At 46.4% G+C, this 17,977-nt stretch carries 19 protein-coding genes; 12 read left to right on the top strand and 7 right to left on the bottom strand.

Translation table 11 applies throughout. The features are described 5' to 3' along the window. Positions 1-213 precede the first annotated feature (213 nt). The 3 genes from purF to ACP2WE_RS15735 all read left to right on the top strand — a co-directional run bounded on the left by purF (position 214) and on the right by ACP2WE_RS15735 (position 2,597). Positions 214-1,680, top strand: a complete 1,467-nt coding sequence (gene purF / locus ACP2WE_RS15745; protein WP_425216495.1) for an amidophosphoribosyltransferase — start codon at positions 214-216, stop codon at positions 1,678-1,680. Beyond that, entirely contained in the window at positions 1,677-2,153 is a 477-nt protein-coding gene (locus ACP2WE_RS15740) for a VOC family protein (protein WP_425216494.1), read from the top strand. The genes purF and ACP2WE_RS15740 overlap by 4 nt, the downstream gene beginning before the upstream one ends. Positions 2,154-2,240: 87 nt before the next feature. Then, positions 2,241-2,597, top strand: coding sequence for a hypothetical protein (locus ACP2WE_RS15735; RefSeq protein ID WP_425216493.1), 357 nt, complete (start codon positions 2,241-2,243; stop codon positions 2,595-2,597). A gap of 91 nt (positions 2,598-2,688) precedes the next feature. Here the strand turns inward: ACP2WE_RS15735 and ACP2WE_RS15730 are convergent, their stop codons facing one another. The 3 genes from ACP2WE_RS15730 to ACP2WE_RS15720 form a co-directional block, all read right to left on the bottom strand. Beyond that, complete coding sequence (locus tag ACP2WE_RS15730) at positions 2,689-3,684, bottom strand: glycosyltransferase family 2 protein (protein ID WP_425216492.1); 996 nt, start codon at positions 3,682-3,684, stop codon at positions 2,689-2,691. A 47-nt stretch (positions 3,685-3,731) separates the two neighbouring features. Beyond that, complete coding sequence (locus ACP2WE_RS15725) at positions 3,732-3,908, bottom strand: sugar transferase (RefSeq protein ID WP_425216491.1); 177 nt, start codon at positions 3,906-3,908, stop codon at positions 3,732-3,734. Between the two features lie 116 nt (positions 3,909-4,024). Next, entirely contained in the window at positions 4,025-4,951 is a 927-nt protein-coding gene (locus tag ACP2WE_RS15720; protein WP_425216490.1) for a glycosyltransferase family 2 protein, read from the bottom strand. A gap of 237 nt (positions 4,952-5,188) precedes the next feature. Between ACP2WE_RS15720 and ACP2WE_RS15715 the strand changes: the two genes are divergently transcribed. The 6 genes from ACP2WE_RS15715 (at position 5,189) to ACP2WE_RS15690 (ending at position 11,870) form a co-directional block, all read left to right on the top strand. Beyond that, positions 5,189-5,503 carry an STAS domain-containing protein gene (locus ACP2WE_RS15715; protein WP_425216489.1) on the top strand — a complete coding sequence of 105 codons (315 nt, stop codon included), beginning with the start codon at positions 5,189-5,191 and terminating at the stop codon, positions 5,501-5,503. Then, entirely contained in the window at positions 5,500-7,167 is a 1,668-nt protein-coding gene (locus ACP2WE_RS15710; protein ID WP_425216488.1) for a GMC oxidoreductase, read from the top strand. The genes ACP2WE_RS15715 and ACP2WE_RS15710 overlap by 4 nt, the downstream gene beginning before the upstream one ends. A gap of 68 nt (positions 7,168-7,235) precedes the next feature. Continuing rightward, positions 7,236-8,096, top strand: coding sequence for an S-formylglutathione hydrolase (gene fghA, locus ACP2WE_RS15705; RefSeq protein WP_425216487.1), 861 nt, complete (start codon positions 7,236-7,238; stop codon positions 8,094-8,096). 84 nt (positions 8,097-8,180) lie between these two features. After that, positions 8,181-9,245 carry a tRNA dihydrouridine synthase DusB gene (dusB, locus tag ACP2WE_RS15700; RefSeq protein WP_425216486.1) on the top strand — a complete coding sequence of 355 codons (1,065 nt, stop codon included), beginning with the start codon at positions 8,181-8,183 and terminating at the stop codon, positions 9,243-9,245. A gap of 47 nt (positions 9,246-9,292) precedes the next feature. Beyond that, positions 9,293-10,429, top strand: a complete 1,137-nt coding sequence (gene lptC, locus ACP2WE_RS15695) for an LPS export ABC transporter periplasmic protein LptC (RefSeq protein WP_425216485.1) — start codon at positions 9,293-9,295, stop codon at positions 10,427-10,429. Between the two features lies 1 nt (position 10,430). Further along, a complete protein-coding gene (locus ACP2WE_RS15690) occupies positions 10,431-11,870 on the top strand; it encodes a flavin monoamine oxidase family protein (protein WP_425216484.1) in 1,440 nt (479 codons plus the stop codon). Between the two features lie 64 nt (positions 11,871-11,934). On the opposite strand, the gene ACP2WE_RS15685 is transcribed toward ACP2WE_RS15690, so the two are convergent. The 3 genes from ACP2WE_RS15685 to ACP2WE_RS15675 form a co-directional block, all read right to left on the bottom strand. Further along, positions 11,935-12,327 carry a VOC family protein gene (locus ACP2WE_RS15685; protein WP_425216483.1) on the bottom strand — a complete coding sequence of 131 codons (393 nt, stop codon included), beginning with the start codon at positions 12,325-12,327 and terminating at the stop codon, positions 11,935-11,937. 229 nt (positions 12,328-12,556) lie between these two features. Continuing rightward, positions 12,557-13,174 carry an RNA polymerase sigma factor SigZ gene (sigZ, locus tag ACP2WE_RS15680; protein ID WP_425216482.1) on the bottom strand — a complete coding sequence of 206 codons (618 nt, stop codon included), beginning with the start codon at positions 13,172-13,174 and terminating at the stop codon, positions 12,557-12,559. A gap of 31 nt (positions 13,175-13,205) precedes the next feature. Further along, entirely contained in the window at positions 13,206-13,811 is a 606-nt protein-coding gene (locus ACP2WE_RS15675) for a DUF2703 domain-containing protein (protein WP_425216481.1), read from the bottom strand. Positions 13,812-13,991: 180 nt separating this feature from the next. Here ACP2WE_RS15675 and ACP2WE_RS15670 point away from each other — a divergent pair, with 180 nt between their 5' ends. Together ACP2WE_RS15670 and ACP2WE_RS15665 are read left to right on the top strand one after the other, a co-directional pair. Next, positions 13,992-14,585: a MerR family transcriptional regulator gene (locus ACP2WE_RS15670; RefSeq protein WP_425216480.1), complete on the top strand. Its 594-nt coding sequence runs from the start codon at positions 13,992-13,994 to the stop codon at positions 14,583-14,585. A gap of 38 nt (positions 14,586-14,623) precedes the next feature. Further along, positions 14,624-15,610 (top strand): aldo/keto reductase, encoded by a 987-nt coding sequence (locus ACP2WE_RS15665; RefSeq protein ID WP_425216479.1) that lies wholly within the window; start codon positions 14,624-14,626, stop codon positions 15,608-15,610. A 60-nt stretch (positions 15,611-15,670) separates the two neighbouring features. Here ACP2WE_RS15665 and ACP2WE_RS15660 read toward each other — a convergent pair whose 3' ends face one another. After that, a complete protein-coding gene (locus tag ACP2WE_RS15660) occupies positions 15,671-16,204 on the bottom strand; it encodes an HAD domain-containing protein (RefSeq protein ID WP_425216478.1) in 534 nt (177 codons plus the stop codon). A 319-nt stretch (positions 16,205-16,523) separates the two neighbouring features. Between ACP2WE_RS15660 and ACP2WE_RS15655 the strand changes: the two genes are divergently transcribed. After that, positions 16,524-17,915 (top strand): NAD-dependent malic enzyme, encoded by a 1,392-nt coding sequence (locus ACP2WE_RS15655; protein ID WP_425216477.1) that lies wholly within the window; start codon positions 16,524-16,526, stop codon positions 17,913-17,915. Positions 17,916-17,977 lie beyond the last annotated feature (62 nt).

Below are 17,977 nucleotides of genomic sequence, written 5' to 3'. Positions count from 1 at the left end.
TCTCTAGTTTACAAGCGAGACTGTCCCTATACATTACTGAAATCAGCGTTGTAAATGTTAAGTTTTGTCGAGCTATGATGGGATCTCGCCAAAAGTTAGGAAATCCAAACTTACGTACAAATCTCTGATGGTTAAGAAAGGCTTAACTGGTACGATTAAGCTGTGGGCTTTATGTTTTCTCTATTGAGAGTCCTTGATTCTAGAATTACCCCTATGCTGCCAAAGCCTTTTTTAAGTTTCGACGATCGACCAGACAGACCCGAAGAAGCTTGCGGTGTCTTTGGCGTGATTGCCCCAGAGGCTGATGTAGCAAACCTTGTTTATTTTGGTTTGTATGCCCTCCAGCATCGCGGTCAAGAATCAGCTGGGATAGTTTCCTTTGATACTCAAAAGCCAGATCCCCTTGTCGCGCATATCCATAAGGCGATGGGACTGGTTTCTCAAGTATTTGATGAAAAAATTTTGACAGGTTTGACGGGCTCGATCGCGATCGGGCACACGCGTTACTCCACTACGGGATCGAGTAAAATTGCCAACGCCCAACCCTTGGTGGTCAAAACCAAGCTTGGGGATTTTTCCTTGGCTCACAATGGCAACTTGGTCAACGCCACCGAGCTAAGAGGCGAACTTTTAGCGCAGGGTCATGCCCTCGAATCCTCTTCTGACTCAGAGGGGATTGCCTTTGCTGTGGCTGAGGCGATCAATGAAGGTCTAAGCTGGGTTGACGGCATTATTAAGGCTTTAAGGCGATGTCAGGGTGCATTTAGCCTAGTCATGGCAACATCGGAAGCGATCGCAGGCGCTAGAGATGGCTATGGGGTACGTCCTTTGGTCATTGGTATCATGCCAGATGGCAGCTATGTATTGTCCTCTGAGACCTGCGGTCTAGACATTATCGGTGCAGATTATGTTCGAGAGGTAAACCCAGGCGAGTTGGTTTGGATCGATCGCACAGGTCTACATTCCCATCAGTGGCTCAACGAGACGCAGCCCAAACTCTGCGTGTTTGAGATGATCTACTTTGCTCGACCCGATAGTGTCATGCATGGCGAAAGTCTTTATACCTATCGGATGCAGTTGGGAAGAATTTTGGCTAAAGAGTCTCCTGTGGAGGCAGATTTAGTCATTGGCGTCCCCGACTCTGGCGTACCCGCCGCGATCGGGTTTTCTGAGGCTTCTGGCATTCCCTATGGTGAGGGCTTGATTAAAAATCGTTATGTCGGGCGCACGTTCATCCAGCCGACCCAAATGATGCGCGAATCTGGCATTAAGATGAAACTCAACCCACTCAAGGATGTCTTAAAAGGCAAACGGGTTGTGGTTATTGATGATTCGATCGTGCGGGGCACGACTAGCCGCAAAATTGTCAGGGCATTAAAAGAGGCGGGTGCGATCGAAGTTCACATGCGAATTTCTTCTCCCCCTGTAACGCATCCTTGCTTTTATGGTATCGATACAGACTCACAAGATCATCTTATCGGTGCGACAAAATCTGTCGAGGAGATCGGTAAAATAATAGAGGTTGATAGCTTGGCTTATCTCAGCAAAAACTCTATGCTAAAAGCAACCGAGACAGATATCAACCATTTTTGTACGGCTTGTTTTACTGGTGACTATCCAATTGCTGTACCTGATAAACTCAAACGTTCTAAACTCATCCACGAAAACACGGCACCATGACTAAGATCCTGTTTCATTTAGCTTTTCCTGTAACAGATATCGCAAGTACAAAGGCTTTTTATGTTGATGGGCTCGGCTGTTTAGCGGGGCGCGAAACTCCTAACTCGATCATTTTGAGTCTTTACGGTCATCAACTGGTTGCCCATGTTGTGGATGAGCCTTTGAGCGATCAAACTGGCATTTATCCTCGTCATTTTGGTTTGGTTTTTCACTCCGAAAGTAACTGGATGGCTCTGCTAGAGCAGGTTCAGGAAAGACGACTTAAGTTTTATCAAAAGCCTAAAGTTCGCTTTACCGATACCCCCCTAGAGCATCGCACATTTTTCTTAACCGATCCTTCAGGAAACGTTTTAGAGTTTAAACACTACAAATTTGAGTCAGCTATTTTTGGCGAAACTGAGTATCATCAAATTGGCGACGTTCCTACTCAAAGGCAAGCGTTTGCAAACACCCTTGCCCTAAGTGAAGCTTAGTTAGTTTTTGTTTCTTTATAACTTACTTCTATACCAATGCAAAATCGTTTACACCTTTCTCTTCCCCTCCTAAGTTTCAGTTTACTGATGGCTGTAGGGTGTACACCTAACGCGCCTACCCCTGTTGCTCAAACACCTACCACTCAGGCTTCTGCACCAGCAACTTCACCAGCAGCAACACCAACAACTTCACCAGCAGCAACTCCCAAGGGAGAAAATACATCAAAACCGAAGAATGACTATGGTGCAGCTTTTGTTAAAAGCTATATGGATAGCTGTGTAGAGTCATCTGGTGGCAAGGTAGATTATTGCAAATGCACCATCAACAAAATTCAGGACAAATACACCTTGGATGAGTTTGTCAAGATAAGCCAAGAGCTAACCCCTGGGAAGGAGCCACCCCCTAAATTTCTTGAGATTATTAACGCTTGTGTGAGCAACTAAGGGATCTCCCATAAATTAAAGTCCCAACGTTGGCTGAGCAGAGTCGAAGCCAACGTTGAGCAATGTGTCTTATAGTCTTTTGAGAATGCTACTACTTTTGAAATTTCGACGCGAATTTTAAAGACAAAGATTCCAGAGCTTGATAGAGCGACAAAGGAAATAGAAAGAGAAAATAAGCTGCAAGCATTGTTTGAATCGTGCGTTTCGGCTCCTCTAAGAGAATTTTCCAGTGACATCCTAATGCTTGATGTAGCAAATTTACTGCCGCCTTACCATCGCGATTGCGTACTGCTCGACGGGCTAAATAGCGTAATTGATATGCCTTGGCAATTTGTCCCCATTCCGCGATAAACTCAGGGGCATAGATTTGAGCCTTCGCGATCGCGCGTTCCCACGCCTCATACTGTTTCATCATATTTGCCGATAGCCCTCCAGCATTTACCCGATATAGCGTTAGGGCTTCGGGAATACCTTCAAACTGCCAATTGGTTTGTAAAGCGATGCGCAGCCAGCATTCAATATCCTCAGACTGGCGAAAGGTATCGTCAAAGTAGAAATCTTCTTCACTGCCATAGAGATTGGCTTGAAACTTAATTGCATCAAACACCTCCCTCCGAATTACAGGCGCAGAACCATTGCCAATCGGATTGCGACAGAGCACTTGGGCAGATGTAATCCCCGTTAATTTGGGAGTTTGTTTGATTCCCAAAGGCTTTCCCAACTCATCGATAAAACTCGAAGGACAATAGCTCACACCCACCAGAAGATTGAGATCGAGGTGCTGTACGTGTTTTTCTAGTTTTTCAGGCAACCAAAGATCGTCGCTATCCAAAAGCGCAATATATTCACCTTTAGCATGACGAATCCCTGTATTTCTGGCTCCCGCCAAACCGCGATTTTTTTGTTGCACGATCTGAATGCGTGGATCTCCAAATTCTCGCGCAATCTCAATACTGCGATCGGGGGACTCATCATCGACAATAATTAGCTCAAAATCTTGAAACGTCTGCGCGAGAACGCTTTGAATCGTCTCCGCAATATAGGCTTCTACATTGTAAACGGGCACGATCGCCGATACTTTTACCATAACTACACTGCCTTACTTTTTGCGATCGAACAGAACGACTATTGTTTTTAAGATAACTGAAGGTCATACCAAACACTCCAATTTTTCCGATATTCAAGATCGAAGGTTACGACCTTGGCGAAGCTTCTAACACTAGAACGACCGTTCGCTTGCCACATGCCCGTCATGCCTGTTTTTACATCTAAGCGATTCCATTCTGTCAATTTCTCGTCTTGATATTTCATAATCAAGATATTCCGAAACTGTGAAAACTAATCAAGGCTTGGTTTATGCAAAAGATTACTTTACTAGTTTGATATTGTTCTGTTCCAACTGTAACGAAATGCATAATCTTTTCCCCTTATCTTTTTACAATTGCAAAATAAATATAGCGTCCGTAGGTAACTAGAGCCGTGAGTAGGGTACGATGAGGTTGTCGGAACCAGATTCTTAGATCGGATTGAAATGCTCTATTCATAAAATCTACTCCCACTTTAGGTGGCAAACCCAAGCGACAAGCCCGTCGCGCTAAGTATCGTAAATGGATAGCTTTGGCGATCGCATAATGTTTCTGAACTTCATGATGAGCATACACTTTTACCTTCCCCATCAATACTTCCCACCCTGCTTCCATGCGATCTAAATCTGAAGAAAGTCCTGCTTGACTGGTGCGATAATGCATTAAAACGCGATCGATTCCCTCAATTTTGCCCTTTGTCAGCCATATTGCCCGACACAACCATTCGAGGTCTTCGGCAAAGCTCATATCTGTGGCAAAAAGACCTGCCTGCTCAAATACTTTGCGTCTCACAAATAAATTAGAAGTCGTGGTCGTGGGGTTTTCGTACAGAAGATTGGCTAACTTTAGATCGAACAACTGCGAAGTCGAAATCTGTCCCGTTAGTTTCCCATCCTGATTCATAAAAGCCACCCGACTAAAGCTGACTGCTAGGTCGAGATTTGCTTGCATATGTTGAAGATGAGCAGCTAATTTATCTGGAAGCCATACATCGTCAGCATCTAGAAAGGCTATAAATTCTCCTTTGGCTTGATGAATTCCTAGATTTCGAGTGGCTGAAACTCCTTGGTTTTTGCGAGAAATGATTTGAATCCTAGAATCTTTCTCGGCAAAGGGCTGAAGACATTCTAAGGTGTTATCGGTGGAACCATCGTTGATAAGAAATAGTTCCCAATCATGAAACGTTTGATTTTCTACAGATTGGATGGATACGGCGATCGTGGAAGCAGCATTATAAGCAGGAATAATAATAGATATCTTGGGAGACATAAAAACAAATTAAATTCCTGCTTTGGTATTAAAATTATGATTTAGATATGAAATTTAGTATGCCCTATCTCTATTAGCAAGATAAATCAAATGTGTGATTACTGAATATTGAATATTACAAAACCGCGATCGCAGTAGCTGGTAATCTATAACTTATGCAACTTATACGGCTATTTTAAAGTCATCTTATCATCAGTACAAAAATCTATAGCAGTAATTTACAAACAAGAGTAAATCATGAGTGGATCTGTTAGTGTATTAGAGCCTGAGGGCATCATTGATACTACAGGGGGAAATAAATTGCGCTCAGATGTCAGTACTTTACTGGATGCTGGCGCAGAGAGGATTTTGGTCGATCTTAAAAATATTACGTTTATGGATAGTGCTGGGCTTAGAGCCATGGTTGCAACGCAACAACTGACAAGAGCGAAAGGAGCAAAACTCTACATCTGTTCCTTGCACGATCAGTTGCAGATTGCTCTGGAACTAGCAAAAATGGATAGGTTTTTTGATATCCTTCCCGATCGCGCTGCTTTCGATCAGTCGGCATGAGTAATCCCTACCCTTCTGAGATTTACGATGCGATCGTGGTTGGCTCTGGTGCAAATGGAGGAGTTGCCGCGAAGGAACTCAGCGAAAGAGGCTTAAAAGTTCTCGTACTAGAGGCAGGACGAGCGATCGACCCACAGGTTGAACTGGGGCATGAGGTCAGGGATATGGCGAAGCGTTTTTATAACCTTGCCATCTCCAAGCGACAATCACACCAAGCTTTACATCCAGGCTATTGGAAAGCGAACCCCGATCTATATATCGATGAAAAGGAAAACCCCTATAGCACCCCCCCCGATAAGCCTTTCTATTGGACGAGAGGTCGGCAGGTGGGCGGGAAAAGCCTAACTTGGGGTGGAATTACGTTGCGCTTGTCCGACTATGAGTTTAAAGCGGCTAGTCGAGATGGTCACGAGCAAGATTGGCCGATCTCTTACAAAGACTTAGCCCCCTACTACAGCGAGTTGGAACGTTTCTTTAAAGTGCGCGGCGAGCGCAACGGTTTGGCGCAACTGCCCGATGGCGAATATCAGCCAACACTACCTCTGACTCCCGCTGAGCTTCATTTTAAAGCTGTAGTAGAAAAACATTGGTCCGATCGCTGCCTGATCCCTTCACGCGGATTTTCTTTGCACCGATCCACAGCCGCCGAGCCTTGGGCTCCTTCTTCTAGTCAAGGTTCTTCGCTCAAAGCCGCGATCGCGACGGGTAACGTTACCCTGCGATCGGATGCTGTGGTCAGCCATATTCTTTTCGATCCAAATACGCGCAAAGCCCGTGGGGTAGGATATATCGATCGCATCAGTAAAACATCCCATGAGGTGTTTGGTCGTACGGTTGTCTTATGTGCTTCCACAATTGAGTCGGTTCGCATCTTACTGCATTCTACCGAACGCTACCAATCTGGTGGATTGCTCGACACATCGGGAACACTCGGTCGCTTTCTTATGGATCACGTTTCCACTTCCACCTTCTTTTTCTTGCCGGGAATTAAGGATTCCACCAAGTCCTACGATTTATCTGGTTGCGATAGCTTCTTTATTCCCTGCTTTTGTAATTTAGCATCTCAACAAGAGGATTTCCTACGTGGCTATGGTATCTGGGGTGGGATTCAGCGCTTCCCAGCTATACCTAACGTTTTTCGTAAAGTAGGCGAGGGTGCGATCGGCTTTATGGTGGCGCATGGAGAGGTTCTGCCTCGCTATCACAATCGCATTCAATTAAGCCCTGATGTTGTTGATGCATGGGGAATTCCAGTTCCCCATATCGAATGTGCTTGGTCGGATAACGAACACCGCATGTTAACCCATATGCACAGCCAAATCGATGCGGCGATCGCCCTTGCAGGGGGTAAATCCATGAAACTAGCGGATATGTTTCGGATTCCAATCTTTTCTGATTTTGTCCATCGCAAGGAGTCAGACATGGCGTTTTCTGCACCTCCTGGTTATTATATCCATGAAGTGGGTGGTGCGCGCATGGGAACCTCTGCTAGTAACTCCGTTGTGAACGATCGCAATCAGTGCTGGGAAGCCCCAAATCTATTTGTGACTGATGGAGCCTGCTGGCCATCCGCAGGGTGGCAAAGTCCTACCTTGACCGAAATGGCAATCACAGCCCGTGCCAGTGCTTTTATTGCCGATGAGATAGGTAAGGGCAAGTTTTGATTTGGTTTTTCAAAATCCTTAACTCGATTTCACGTTAAAGTAGCTTAATCCAAACTTTATCAGTCTATATGTCTTTACGCTCAGACCTAAACCTAGTCACAATATCGGAATCTGTTTGCTTTGACGGGATCGTAGGCTTCTATAGACATGCTTCTCAAGTCTGTAACGGTGAGATGCGATTTGCGGTATATAAGCCACCTCAAGCCAAATTGGAGGCAGTTCCCGTTCTCTACTTTCTCTCAGGGTTAACCTGCACCGAAGAGAACTTCATCACAAAAGCAGGGGCGCTTCAGCACGCGGCAGAATATGGATTAATGCTGGTTGTGCCCGATACCAGTCCGCGCAAGACAGGGATTCCCGATGAAGATAAGGATTGGGACTTTGGCGCAGGTGCGGGTTTTTATGTGAATGCTACTCAAGAGCCTTGGCGATCGCATTATCAAATGTACAGTTATGTCACGGAAGAATTACCAGCCCTGATTGCGGCAAACTTTCCCGTCCGAAGCGATCGCCAAGGTATTTTTGGCCATTCTATGGGAGGGCATGGAGCTTTGATCTGCGCCCTGCGCAACCCACAGCGATATCTCTCGGTTTCCGCCTTTGCCCCGATCGCAGCACCGATGCAATCGGCTTGGGGGCAAAAGGCTTTTACAGGCTATCTGGGCGAAAATCCAGAGCTATGGCGCACCTACGATGCCAGCGAACTGGTGCTAAGTGCCAAGTACGGTCGTCCTATTTTGATCGATCAGGGCATGAGCGATCGCTTTCTAGACGAGCTATTGCCCGATCGGTTCGAACAAGCTTGTATCAAAGCCGAACAGCCTTTGATTTTACGCAGGCAGACGGGCTACGATCACAGCTATTACTTTATCAGCACCTTTATCGCCGACCACATGCGCCATCATGCCCAAGCCCTACTAGAGGGATGAATCGCACCCAAAAGCCATGTTTCGCTAGCTTAATTCTGCCGTATCATGGGTGCAGATAACTCTTGTCAAACCTGCTCGAAATCTATGTCTGCGCTATCGCCCGATCTCCAACGAAAACTAGCCGAACCGCTGAAAATTGGCGACTTTGAGCTAAATAGTCGGGTATTGCAATCGCCCTTATCTGGTGTGACCGATATGGTGTTTCGCAGATTGGTACGAAACTATGCACCCGAGTCGATGATGTACACCGAAATGGTGAATGCCACTGGGCTGCATTACATCAAAGAATTGCCCAAGATCATGGAAGTCGATCGCTCCGAAACACCGATCAGCATTCAGCTATTTGACTGTCGCCCCGACTTTCTCGCCGAAGCTGCCCAAAGAGCCGTTGAGGAAGGTGCAGATACGGTTGATATCAACATGGGTTGTCCCGTGAATAAAATCACCAAAAATGGCGGAGGTTCTTCTTTGCTGCGCCAGCCTGAGATTGCCGAAGCGATCGTGCGCACGGTCGCCAATGCCGTCAATGTCCCTGTCACTGTCAAAACAAGGATTGGCTGGAGCGAAACTGAAATCAATATTTTAGAATTTGCCCGACGCATGGAAGCAGCTGGAGCGCAGATGATTACCGTGCATGGACGTACTCGCGCTCAGGGCTATAATGGGCCTGCCAAGTGGGAATGGATTCGTCGCGTCAAGGAAGTTCTATCGATTCCCGTGATTGCCAATGGCGATATTTTTACTGCCGAAGCCGCGATCGCTTGTTTAGAAGCCACAGGAGCTGATGGTGTCATGTGCTCCCGTGGAACTCTGGGCTATCCCTTTTTGGTGGGTGAAGTCGATCATTATTTAAAAACAGGGTCGCATAAGCCCAAACCAACGCCAATCGAGCGGCTCAAAGTCGCCCGCGAACATTTGGTGGGGCTGCATGAATACAAAGGCGATCGCGGCATTCGCCAAGCCCGCAAACATATGACTTGGTATGCCAAAGGTTTTGCGGGTGCGGCTCTATTGCGCGGACAATTATGTTTGGTCGAAAATTTGCAGCAGGGGTTAGACTTACTGGACAATGCGATCGCAAAATTAGAAAATCCTGATTATCCGATCGCGGCGAGTGCTGAGGATCTGGCATTTACCGTTGCCATGTAGGGACAGCAATATCAAAGCAGCTAAATCAAAAGGTGACATGACAAATTATGAAAAAATTTAAGTTAATCGGAAATCGGTTACTCAGAATTCTTGTCCTGCTTTTAATTGCTGCTGCGGTTGGCTTTGGGGTGATCTGGATTGGAACTCAAAAGCCCCCAGCCCCTGTCGTAGAGACCCAAAAGCCCCCAGGGTCTAGCCTCTTAAATACTACACTCAAAGAGTTTGATGATAAGGGCAATTTACTCTGGGAAGTTAAATCAGAACGGGCTGACTATAGACAAGACCAAAAGGTGGCGGATGTCGTCAAGGTTCAGGGCAAATTTTATAAAGACGGCAAGCCCCTGATTGAGGCAACCGCTGATGGAGGCGTGATCAACCAAGCCAATCGCGAAATTACCTTAAAAAGTAATGTCAAGGCGATCGCACTCAAAGATAAAATCACCTTGGTTGCCGATAATATGGTGTGGAACTCCGATCGAGACCTGCTTACCGCTACGGGGCATCTTAAGATCGATAAGTTCGATCAAAAAATTTCGATCGTGGGCAAAACCCTCAAGGCAAACCCCAGTGTGAATACCTTCACGATTGAGAAAGACGTGATCGTTACCTCCGTGAAGCCACCCGTAGAAATTAAAGGGGAAGCGATTACTTGGAACGCTGACACCCATAAGGTATTTAGCAAGTTGCCGATCGATGTGTTGCAGGTCAAAGATAAACTGACACTTAAGGCAAAAAAAGGAGAATGGGATACCAAAACCCAACTCGTGACCCTAGAGGATGAAATTAAGGGCAAAGATCCGAAGTTAGATGTGGAGATTGAAACCTCGAAGGTGTTGTGGAATATTGAGAAACAATTAGTCACCCTGCCTGTGGAATTTAAAGCGATTAGTACTAGTCGGGGCTTAGAAGTAACAGCCATGAAAGGAGAAGCCCAACTCGATAAAGAGAAAATCAATCTCGTCGGTCGCGTCCAAGCTAGTTTTAAATCCACTCAAGGTGTAGTCAATGCCGACAAGGTAGAATGGTTGGTTCCTACCCAAATGGTGACAGGCGATGGTAACGTCACCTATCGACAACCTGACAAGAATTTGAATGTGGCGGGCGATCGTGCGGTTGCCAATCTCGAAAAGCAAACCGTTCAGGTCACAGGAACCAATGTGATTACCCAAATTACGCCGCAGTGATATGTCGAAATTTAGTCGCAGGCAATTTGTTAGCACTTCTATCTTGTCCGCCTCAGCGATCGCACTGGGACAGTATGGCTGCTCTCCCGCAATCAATGCTAATACGCCACCCCTCTCCAATCAAAAAGAAGCGACAAAATCAAATCAAACCGATATTCTGGCGATCGGTGCGGGTGTAGCGGGACTTGCGGCTGCTAAAAATTTGAGCGCAGAAGGCTATAAAGTCATCGTTCTTGAAGCCCGCGATCGCATTGGTGGCAGAATTAGGACGGATAATTCTTTGGGCGTTCCCATCGATCTGGGTGCGGCATGGATTCATCGCAAAAATGGAAATCCGATTACCAAACTCGCCCAACAATTTCAAATACAAACTCTGGTAACGGATTTTGATGCGATCGCACTCTACGGCAGCGATGGCAAAAGCCTGAGCCAGTCAGAAATCGAACAAATTGAGCTGGCTTACAAAGAGGTAGAAAGTGAAATTTCCAAGCTCAGAATCGCAGCCAATGAATCTGACAATGAATCCTTAAACACCAGCTTAGAAGAAGCTGTATCAAAAATCTTAGCGACGAAAAATTTTTCACCCAAAACCTTACAGGGTATAAATTGGCAACTTGCCTCTCAAATTGAAATTGAGAATGGTGCAAGTCTATCGGAACTAGCACTCAAGACCCATGATGAAGATTTAGAATTTACAGGTATGGATTTGGTCTTCCCAAAAGGCTACATTCAGATTGTCAATGGGTTGGCACAGGGACTCGATATTCGTTTGGGGATTACGGCAAACAAGGTGGAATACAATGCACAAGGCGTAAGTATTTCCACAAGTCAAGGTACATTCCAAAGCGATCGCGCTATCATTACGGTTCCCTTGGGCGTACTCAAACAGGGCAGCATTGCCTTTGAACCTCCTTTGCCGCAGGCAAAGCTACAAGCGATTCAGCATTTGGGCATGGGCGCTCTCAATAAAGTCGTCCTCAAGTTCCCCAAACAATTTTGGGATGAATCTCCTCACTTTATAGGACTGCTGAAGGACAACCGATCTCAGATAATGGATTATTGGAATTGGCAAAAGTATGTGGATGTGCCCGTGTTGGCTGCCTTGGTGGGTGGAACCTATTCTCGAGAACTAGAGAAAATGCCCCTCGATCGGGTTGTGGGAATTGTGATAGCCGATCTAAAGATGATGTTTGGCAGTTCTATTCCTGAGCCAACCCATGCGATCGCAACCCAATGGCATAGCGATCCGCTTTCTAGAGGTTCCTATTCGATTATGCCACGCGGATCTTCGTTGACAGATCGTGAGGTCTTAGCTGAGCCCGTAGGCGATCGCTTGTTCTTTGCGGGTGAGGCAACCCATAAAGCTTATCCCAGTTCAGTACATGGCGCTTTCCTATCAGGGGAACGCGAAGCCAAAAGAATTGCTAGCCTTGCTCGCTAACAGAACAGATGCTACGAATGTAGTTCAATTTCATCTGTTTCCTTTCCCTTGACTTTTGGAAAGATTAACACACCAGTTCTCGCAGTTGAATGACGTTACCCTCAGGGTCGCGACCATCGCAAACTCGAAAAGTCTGAAACTGCCACTCTTGCTCGGCGGGGTTTAACTCACCGCCAAATTGTGCAGCAAGGGTACGGGCAATGCTGAGGTTTGGGATCAGAAAGATCGGCTTTACAGCAGCATCTTCTCTACGAACGGGTGGGTTCGCAATTTCGATCGCAGAAGCAATCTCCGATGGGATTTGCAGTACAACGAGCTGAAAAGATGAGGATTCGAGGACAACATAGTCATCTTCCTTCTCAGTGACCTTTAGTCCTGTGACCTCTGCATAGAAAGTACTGACGCGATCGAGATTCTTGGCATATATAACTGCACCTGCCGTGATGGAAGTAGACATAGATTTGCTTTTTCCAAAGTTATAAAGGGAACAAAATTCTCAAAGTAAAATTGTCGGTCAAAATATTGATTTCTTCCAGCCCAAAATTCCCAAAATGAGCATCCATAACATTAACAGCACACCTCCTAACATAGCAAGCAACATTCCCAACTCAGAAAACCCAGTATAGACATACACAATGTCCCCAACTAGCGTTGGATTGTCTTCAGTCTCTTTTGGATACTTGGAACTAACAGCAGGAAGTCTTTAGCATCTCTTCTGAACTACACTTGGTTTCTTTCATCTTGTAATCTAGGACATTTCCCCCAGCATCTAATTGGACTTGGCAACATTCCAAGAGCAAGGCTTTCAACTTTTGCCGACCGCGTTGAACCCGTGATTTTGCCCCCGATAGGGATAGACCCAGATTTTCGGCAGCAACTCGTTGCGATAGCCCATGAATTTCGACTAGATCGAGGGCTTCTCGGTAAGATTCGGGTAGTTCTTGAAGCATAGGTTTCAGACAAGCAGAAAGTTCTCGATTAAAGTTAGGTGACTCGCCTTCCAAAAGGAATTCCTCAGTTTGAGGATTTGGGGCATTCAGCTCCAGATCCACCGCGTCTCCAGCGATAATTTCTCGCTGTCGTACTGGCGATCGATAGTAATCTATAACGGCATTGCGCGTAATCTGAAACATCCAAGAGACAATGCGATCGCTATCCCTAAGCGTAGAGATACGCAGATGAATGCGGAGAAAAACTTCTTGCAGGATATCATCGGCATCACTGGGATTTTGAACGCGTTGCAAAATAAATCCACGCAATCGATGGTGAAATGTCTGCCAAAGATGATTAACCTTGTTTCCCATGTTTAGCACATACTACATTCAAAATTCTTAACTACTGACAGCCGCAGGTTGCTGGCGCTGCCACTTCGATTCCACAACACTCCGATTTTTTGTCCGCGTCGCAGCAGCTAGCTTGCTCGTTCACCGAGCAACAGGCTGAAGATTGTTCGGCTTTAGAATTGAAAAACTGCTTCAGATGATCGGGTACATCGGCATAGGTGTTTGGTAACACAATAGCGCGTTGTTGATGGTTGTAAATTTCCCCTAAGATAGCATCTACGATCGTACCTACGGGGGCTTCGGTGTATTCCTCGCCTTGATAGCGCCACACTCGGCAGTTTATGCGATCGCATCCACATAGGCCGGTGCAGGAGTCACATGGACTCTCCAAGGTTTCGAGGGCAATATCTGCCCCATTGATTCGGATAGTCGGAGAAGCTGCAAACTGGAGTTGCCGAGCTTGTGACTCAGATTCAATCACGATAGGACGTACAGAGATAGTCATCCCCATCGTTTTAAGGAGAGCTTGCAGGAGTGCGATCGCCTGCTGAATATTTACCAAAGCGCCCACACAACGGGTGCAGGTATTCAGGTCTAAAGCTAGTAATTCCAAGTCAAGGGTTCGAGTTGGATGATTCATAACAGGACTAATATTCATGACTGATTTCCCCAGTTTGATGGTGTCGTAAGTGATGTCGTCAGCGATGCACCCTAACGATGCCGCTTAACAATGTACTTACACAAAAGACGGAGATCTCCCAAAAAGGACGCAAGCTAAATTTTATTGTGGGCGATCGCCCTTGACTTAGAGTGCACTCTAAGGTTTAGAGTTAGTTTTATGGAAAGGACATTTACGATTCAAGAAGCGGCAGAAGAGACAGGCATAAGTACGCATACATTGCGCTACTACGAACGCATGCATCTTCTCGATCCGATCGCTCGTGATCGGAGTGGGTATCGTACATTTACAAATTACGATCTGGACTGTGTCAGATTTCTGACCAAGCTTCGCGCTACGAAAATGCCTATCCGCCAGATGCAGCAGTTCGCGGAGCTACGCCGACAGGGAATTTCTTCGGCACACCAAAGACGATTGCTATTGGAAGAGCATTACGATGTGGTGACTGCTAGCCAGCAAGAACTGAATCACAGCCTTGAAGTAATTCGCAAGAAAATTGCGTACTACAAGGAACTGGAGGAAAAGAAGATTACTAGCGAAGCAGAATCCTATCAACTTCCGACTTATATGGCAATGGTTCGAGGAGGAACGATCGATCGTTCAATTCACCTGCCCTTAGATCCAGAAATTGCCGCACAAAAATTAATCGAACATCTCGATCCAGCTAGTATATCCAAGCTAATCGAACAATTGCAACGCTCGAACAACAATCCAAATGCTAGGATGGGCGACACGAAGCATCGTTCGTCCTAACCCTAAAATCTTGAGAAAATAACTAAAGGAGTCAATCCATGAAATTGAGAAAACTGGGTAATCAAGGACTAGAGGTTTCCGAACTCGGTCTTGGCTGTATGGGAATGTCTGAGTTTTATGGCAGTGGAGACGAACAAGAGGCGATCGCCACGATTCATCTTGCCCTAGACCTTGGCGTTAACTTCATCGATACCGCAGACATGTATGGACCTTTCACGAACGAACAACTGGTTGGGAAAGCGATTAACGACCGACGCGATCGCGTCGTCTTAGCTACCAAATTTGGCAATGTCCGCAGTGCTGATGGCGGCTGGCTAGGCATTAGCGGCAAACCCGAATATGTGCGTCAGGCTTGCGATGCCTCGTTACAGCGTTTGGGCGTTGATGTCATCGACCTCTATTATCAACACCGCGTGGATGTCACCGTACCGATCGAAGAAACCGTTGGCGCAATGGCAGAATTAGTCCAACAGGGAAAGGTCAGGTATCTCGGCTTGTCAGAAGCTGCACCCGCAACGATTCGCCGCGCCCAAGCTATCCATCCCATTTCGGCATTACAAACGGAATATTCTCTTTGGAGTCGCGATCCAGAGGACGAGATTTTGCCAACTTTGCGAGAATTAGGCATTGGCTTTGTTCCCTATAGTCCTTTAGGTAGAGGTTTTCTGACGGGTGCGATCGCAAGTCCCGATGATTTTGCCCCCGATGACTTTCGACGTAGATCGCCGCGCTTTCAAGGTGAAAACTTTGTTAAAAATCTGCAAGTCGTGGAGCAGGTAAAAGCGATCGCTGTTGAAAAAGGGATTACCGCAGGGCAATTGGCGCTAGCTTGGCTCTTGGCTCAAGGCGAGGATATCGTTCCCATCCCTGGAACCAAACGCCGTACCTATTTGGAAGAAAATATCGGAGCAGCAACAGTAACGCTGACTGCCGAAGATCTGAGCCGCATCGATGCTGTCGCGCCCCAAGGTGTTGCCGCAGGCGATCGCTATCCCGCCCAAAACATGAGTTCTCTCAATCGTTAATATTGGAGTTATTGGGAAATAAGACCAAGTTCCAGAACTTGGTCTTATTTCCCATTCCTTTTATAGAGGTGCCCGCAAGGCATTTAAGATTAACTCGATATTCCAAGATTGAATTCCCAGTAATAATGGATCGGAAGGATGGATAGTATTAATTAAATGGACGCGCGTATCTAATTTAGCCCAAGTAAGGGCAGATTCTGGGAATCCATCTTCAATCCATATGATTTTGGGAGCGTTCCCAGCATGATAAAGAACCGCGATGGTTTTGCCATCCTCCAATTCATCGAGTGTCAATTGTTTGCCGTACTTTCCTGTTATATACCTACTCTTTTCAAAAGAGATAGGATAGCCCACCGTCCAAGGAGCTATGCCAGCCCACCGATTCCAGATATTGGAATGTTCTCGCCAACCCGAAGACATCCAAATGGGTTTGATATGCTTTGCTCGATCCACATCATGTAGGAAAGGCTTCACCATCGGTGATGGACTGCCATATAAATCCCTGCCTTGGTATGTGCCAAGAAGTTGCGATCGCGAATTGATACTTGTGTTAACGACCCCATCAATATCAAGAAAAAGAACGACTGGCTCCATTTGCTTCGCTTCCTATGGGTATTCATAAAAAGTATTCGCACCGATAAATCTTACATCAAAAACAATTCACACAGAGAGATGACCTGTGCAAAAAGATGGCAAAAAAGATGGAGGTATGGTTATTTTTGTAACGCCTATCCTAAGCGGACATGGTGTATTTTAGGCTCAGTGCAAACAAGCAACAATCCTAACTTAGTTGTAAACTGTGGGATAGTTGGTTGTCCAAGGTCAGGCAAGAAGCCTAACCCACATCAGTTCTTATGAATTAATTCGGATTGTTATATCAACGGAAACTACTCTCAAACGTACACAATTTCTAATGCAACAACTTACCCCCAACCCCAGTTTTAGTCTTACTATCAGAGTGCAACTGCCCAACCGAGCAGGAATGTTGTCTTCAGTGATCAAAGCCTTAGCCGATGCCGGGGGGAATCTCGGTCAAATCGATCTGATTCAGCAGACGCGTAAGATTTCTGTGCGTGACATTACGGTAAACGCTTACAGTTCCGAGCACGAAGAAGAACTCGTCAAGGTGGTTAAGGAAATTCAGGATGTGCGATTTATTGACGTGCACGATCGCACGTTCAATCTCCACCAAGGTGGCAAAATCAGCATTCACTCTAAAATTCCAGTCAAGGGACAAGACGATCTGGCAATGGTCTATACTCCCGGTGTGGGCAGAATTTGCATGGCGATCGCGGCGGACAAGAGCAAAGCCTACGACTATACGATTAAGTGCAACACGATCGCCGTTGTCACCGATGGTAGTGCTGTTTTAGGTCTAGGCAATATTGGACCTGAAGCTGCAATGCCCGTCATGGAAGGCAAAGCGATGCTGTTTAAACAATTCGCTGACCTAGATGCCTTCCCCATTTGCCTTGCTACCCAAGACGTCGATGAAATTGTCCAAACCGTGAAGTTTCTCGCACCTACCTTTGGTGGCGTCAATTTAGAAGACATCAGTGCGCCTCGCTGCTTTGAAGTCGAAAAACGCCTGCGCGAAGAACTAGACATTCCTGTGTTTCATGACGATCAGCATGGAACTGCGATCGTGGTGGTGGCAGCGATGCTCAACGCACTCAAGGTCGTCAACAAGCCGATTGAGAAGGTTCGCATTGTGATGAATGGAGCGGGTGCTTCGGGAATTGCTGTGGCAAGGCTTCTCCGCAAGGCAGGTGCGGCAAACATTCAAATGTGCGATTCCCAAGGTTGCATTTCTACGGATCGTCCCAATCTATCGCCTGAGAAGCTAGAATTTGCCAGCGAAAAAGCAGGCAGCCTTGCGGAAACCATCAAGGGAGCCGATGTGTTTGTCGGTCTGAGCGTCGCGAAAGCCCTTTCGCCTGAAATGGTTCGCAGCATGGCTGAAGATCGCATTGTCTTTGCGATGGCAAACCCCACACCTGAAATTCAACCCGAACTGGTGGAAAATGATGTGGCAGTGATGGCAACGGGACGCAGCGATTATGCCAACCAAATCAATAATGTCTTGGCGTTCCCTGGTATCTTTAGAGGTGCGTTGGATGCCAGAGTCAAACGTATTACCACTGAGATGAATCTAGCCGCTGCCCAAGCGATCGCTTCTTTAGTTAGCAGTAGCGAACTAGCTCCCGATTTCATCATCCCTTCGGTATTCGATCCGAGGGTCTCTAAGGTGGTGGCATCGGCAGTCCAGCAGGTTGCCTATCAACAGGGCTTGGCAAATTCTTAGGTAATATCAGTTCGGGATAAGGATTTCGGAACAAAGCAAGCCGACTTGCTGAAAGCGAGGGG

This window comes from Tumidithrix helvetica PCC 7403 (assembly GCF_965232925.1).
GTDB classification, from domain to species: domain Bacteria; phylum Cyanobacteriota; class Cyanobacteriia; order Pseudanabaenales; family Pseudanabaenaceae; genus Tumidithrix; species Tumidithrix helvetica.
The sequence above is the reverse complement of the archived record's forward strand: the minus strand, read 5'-3'. Positions and strand labels throughout refer to the sequence as shown.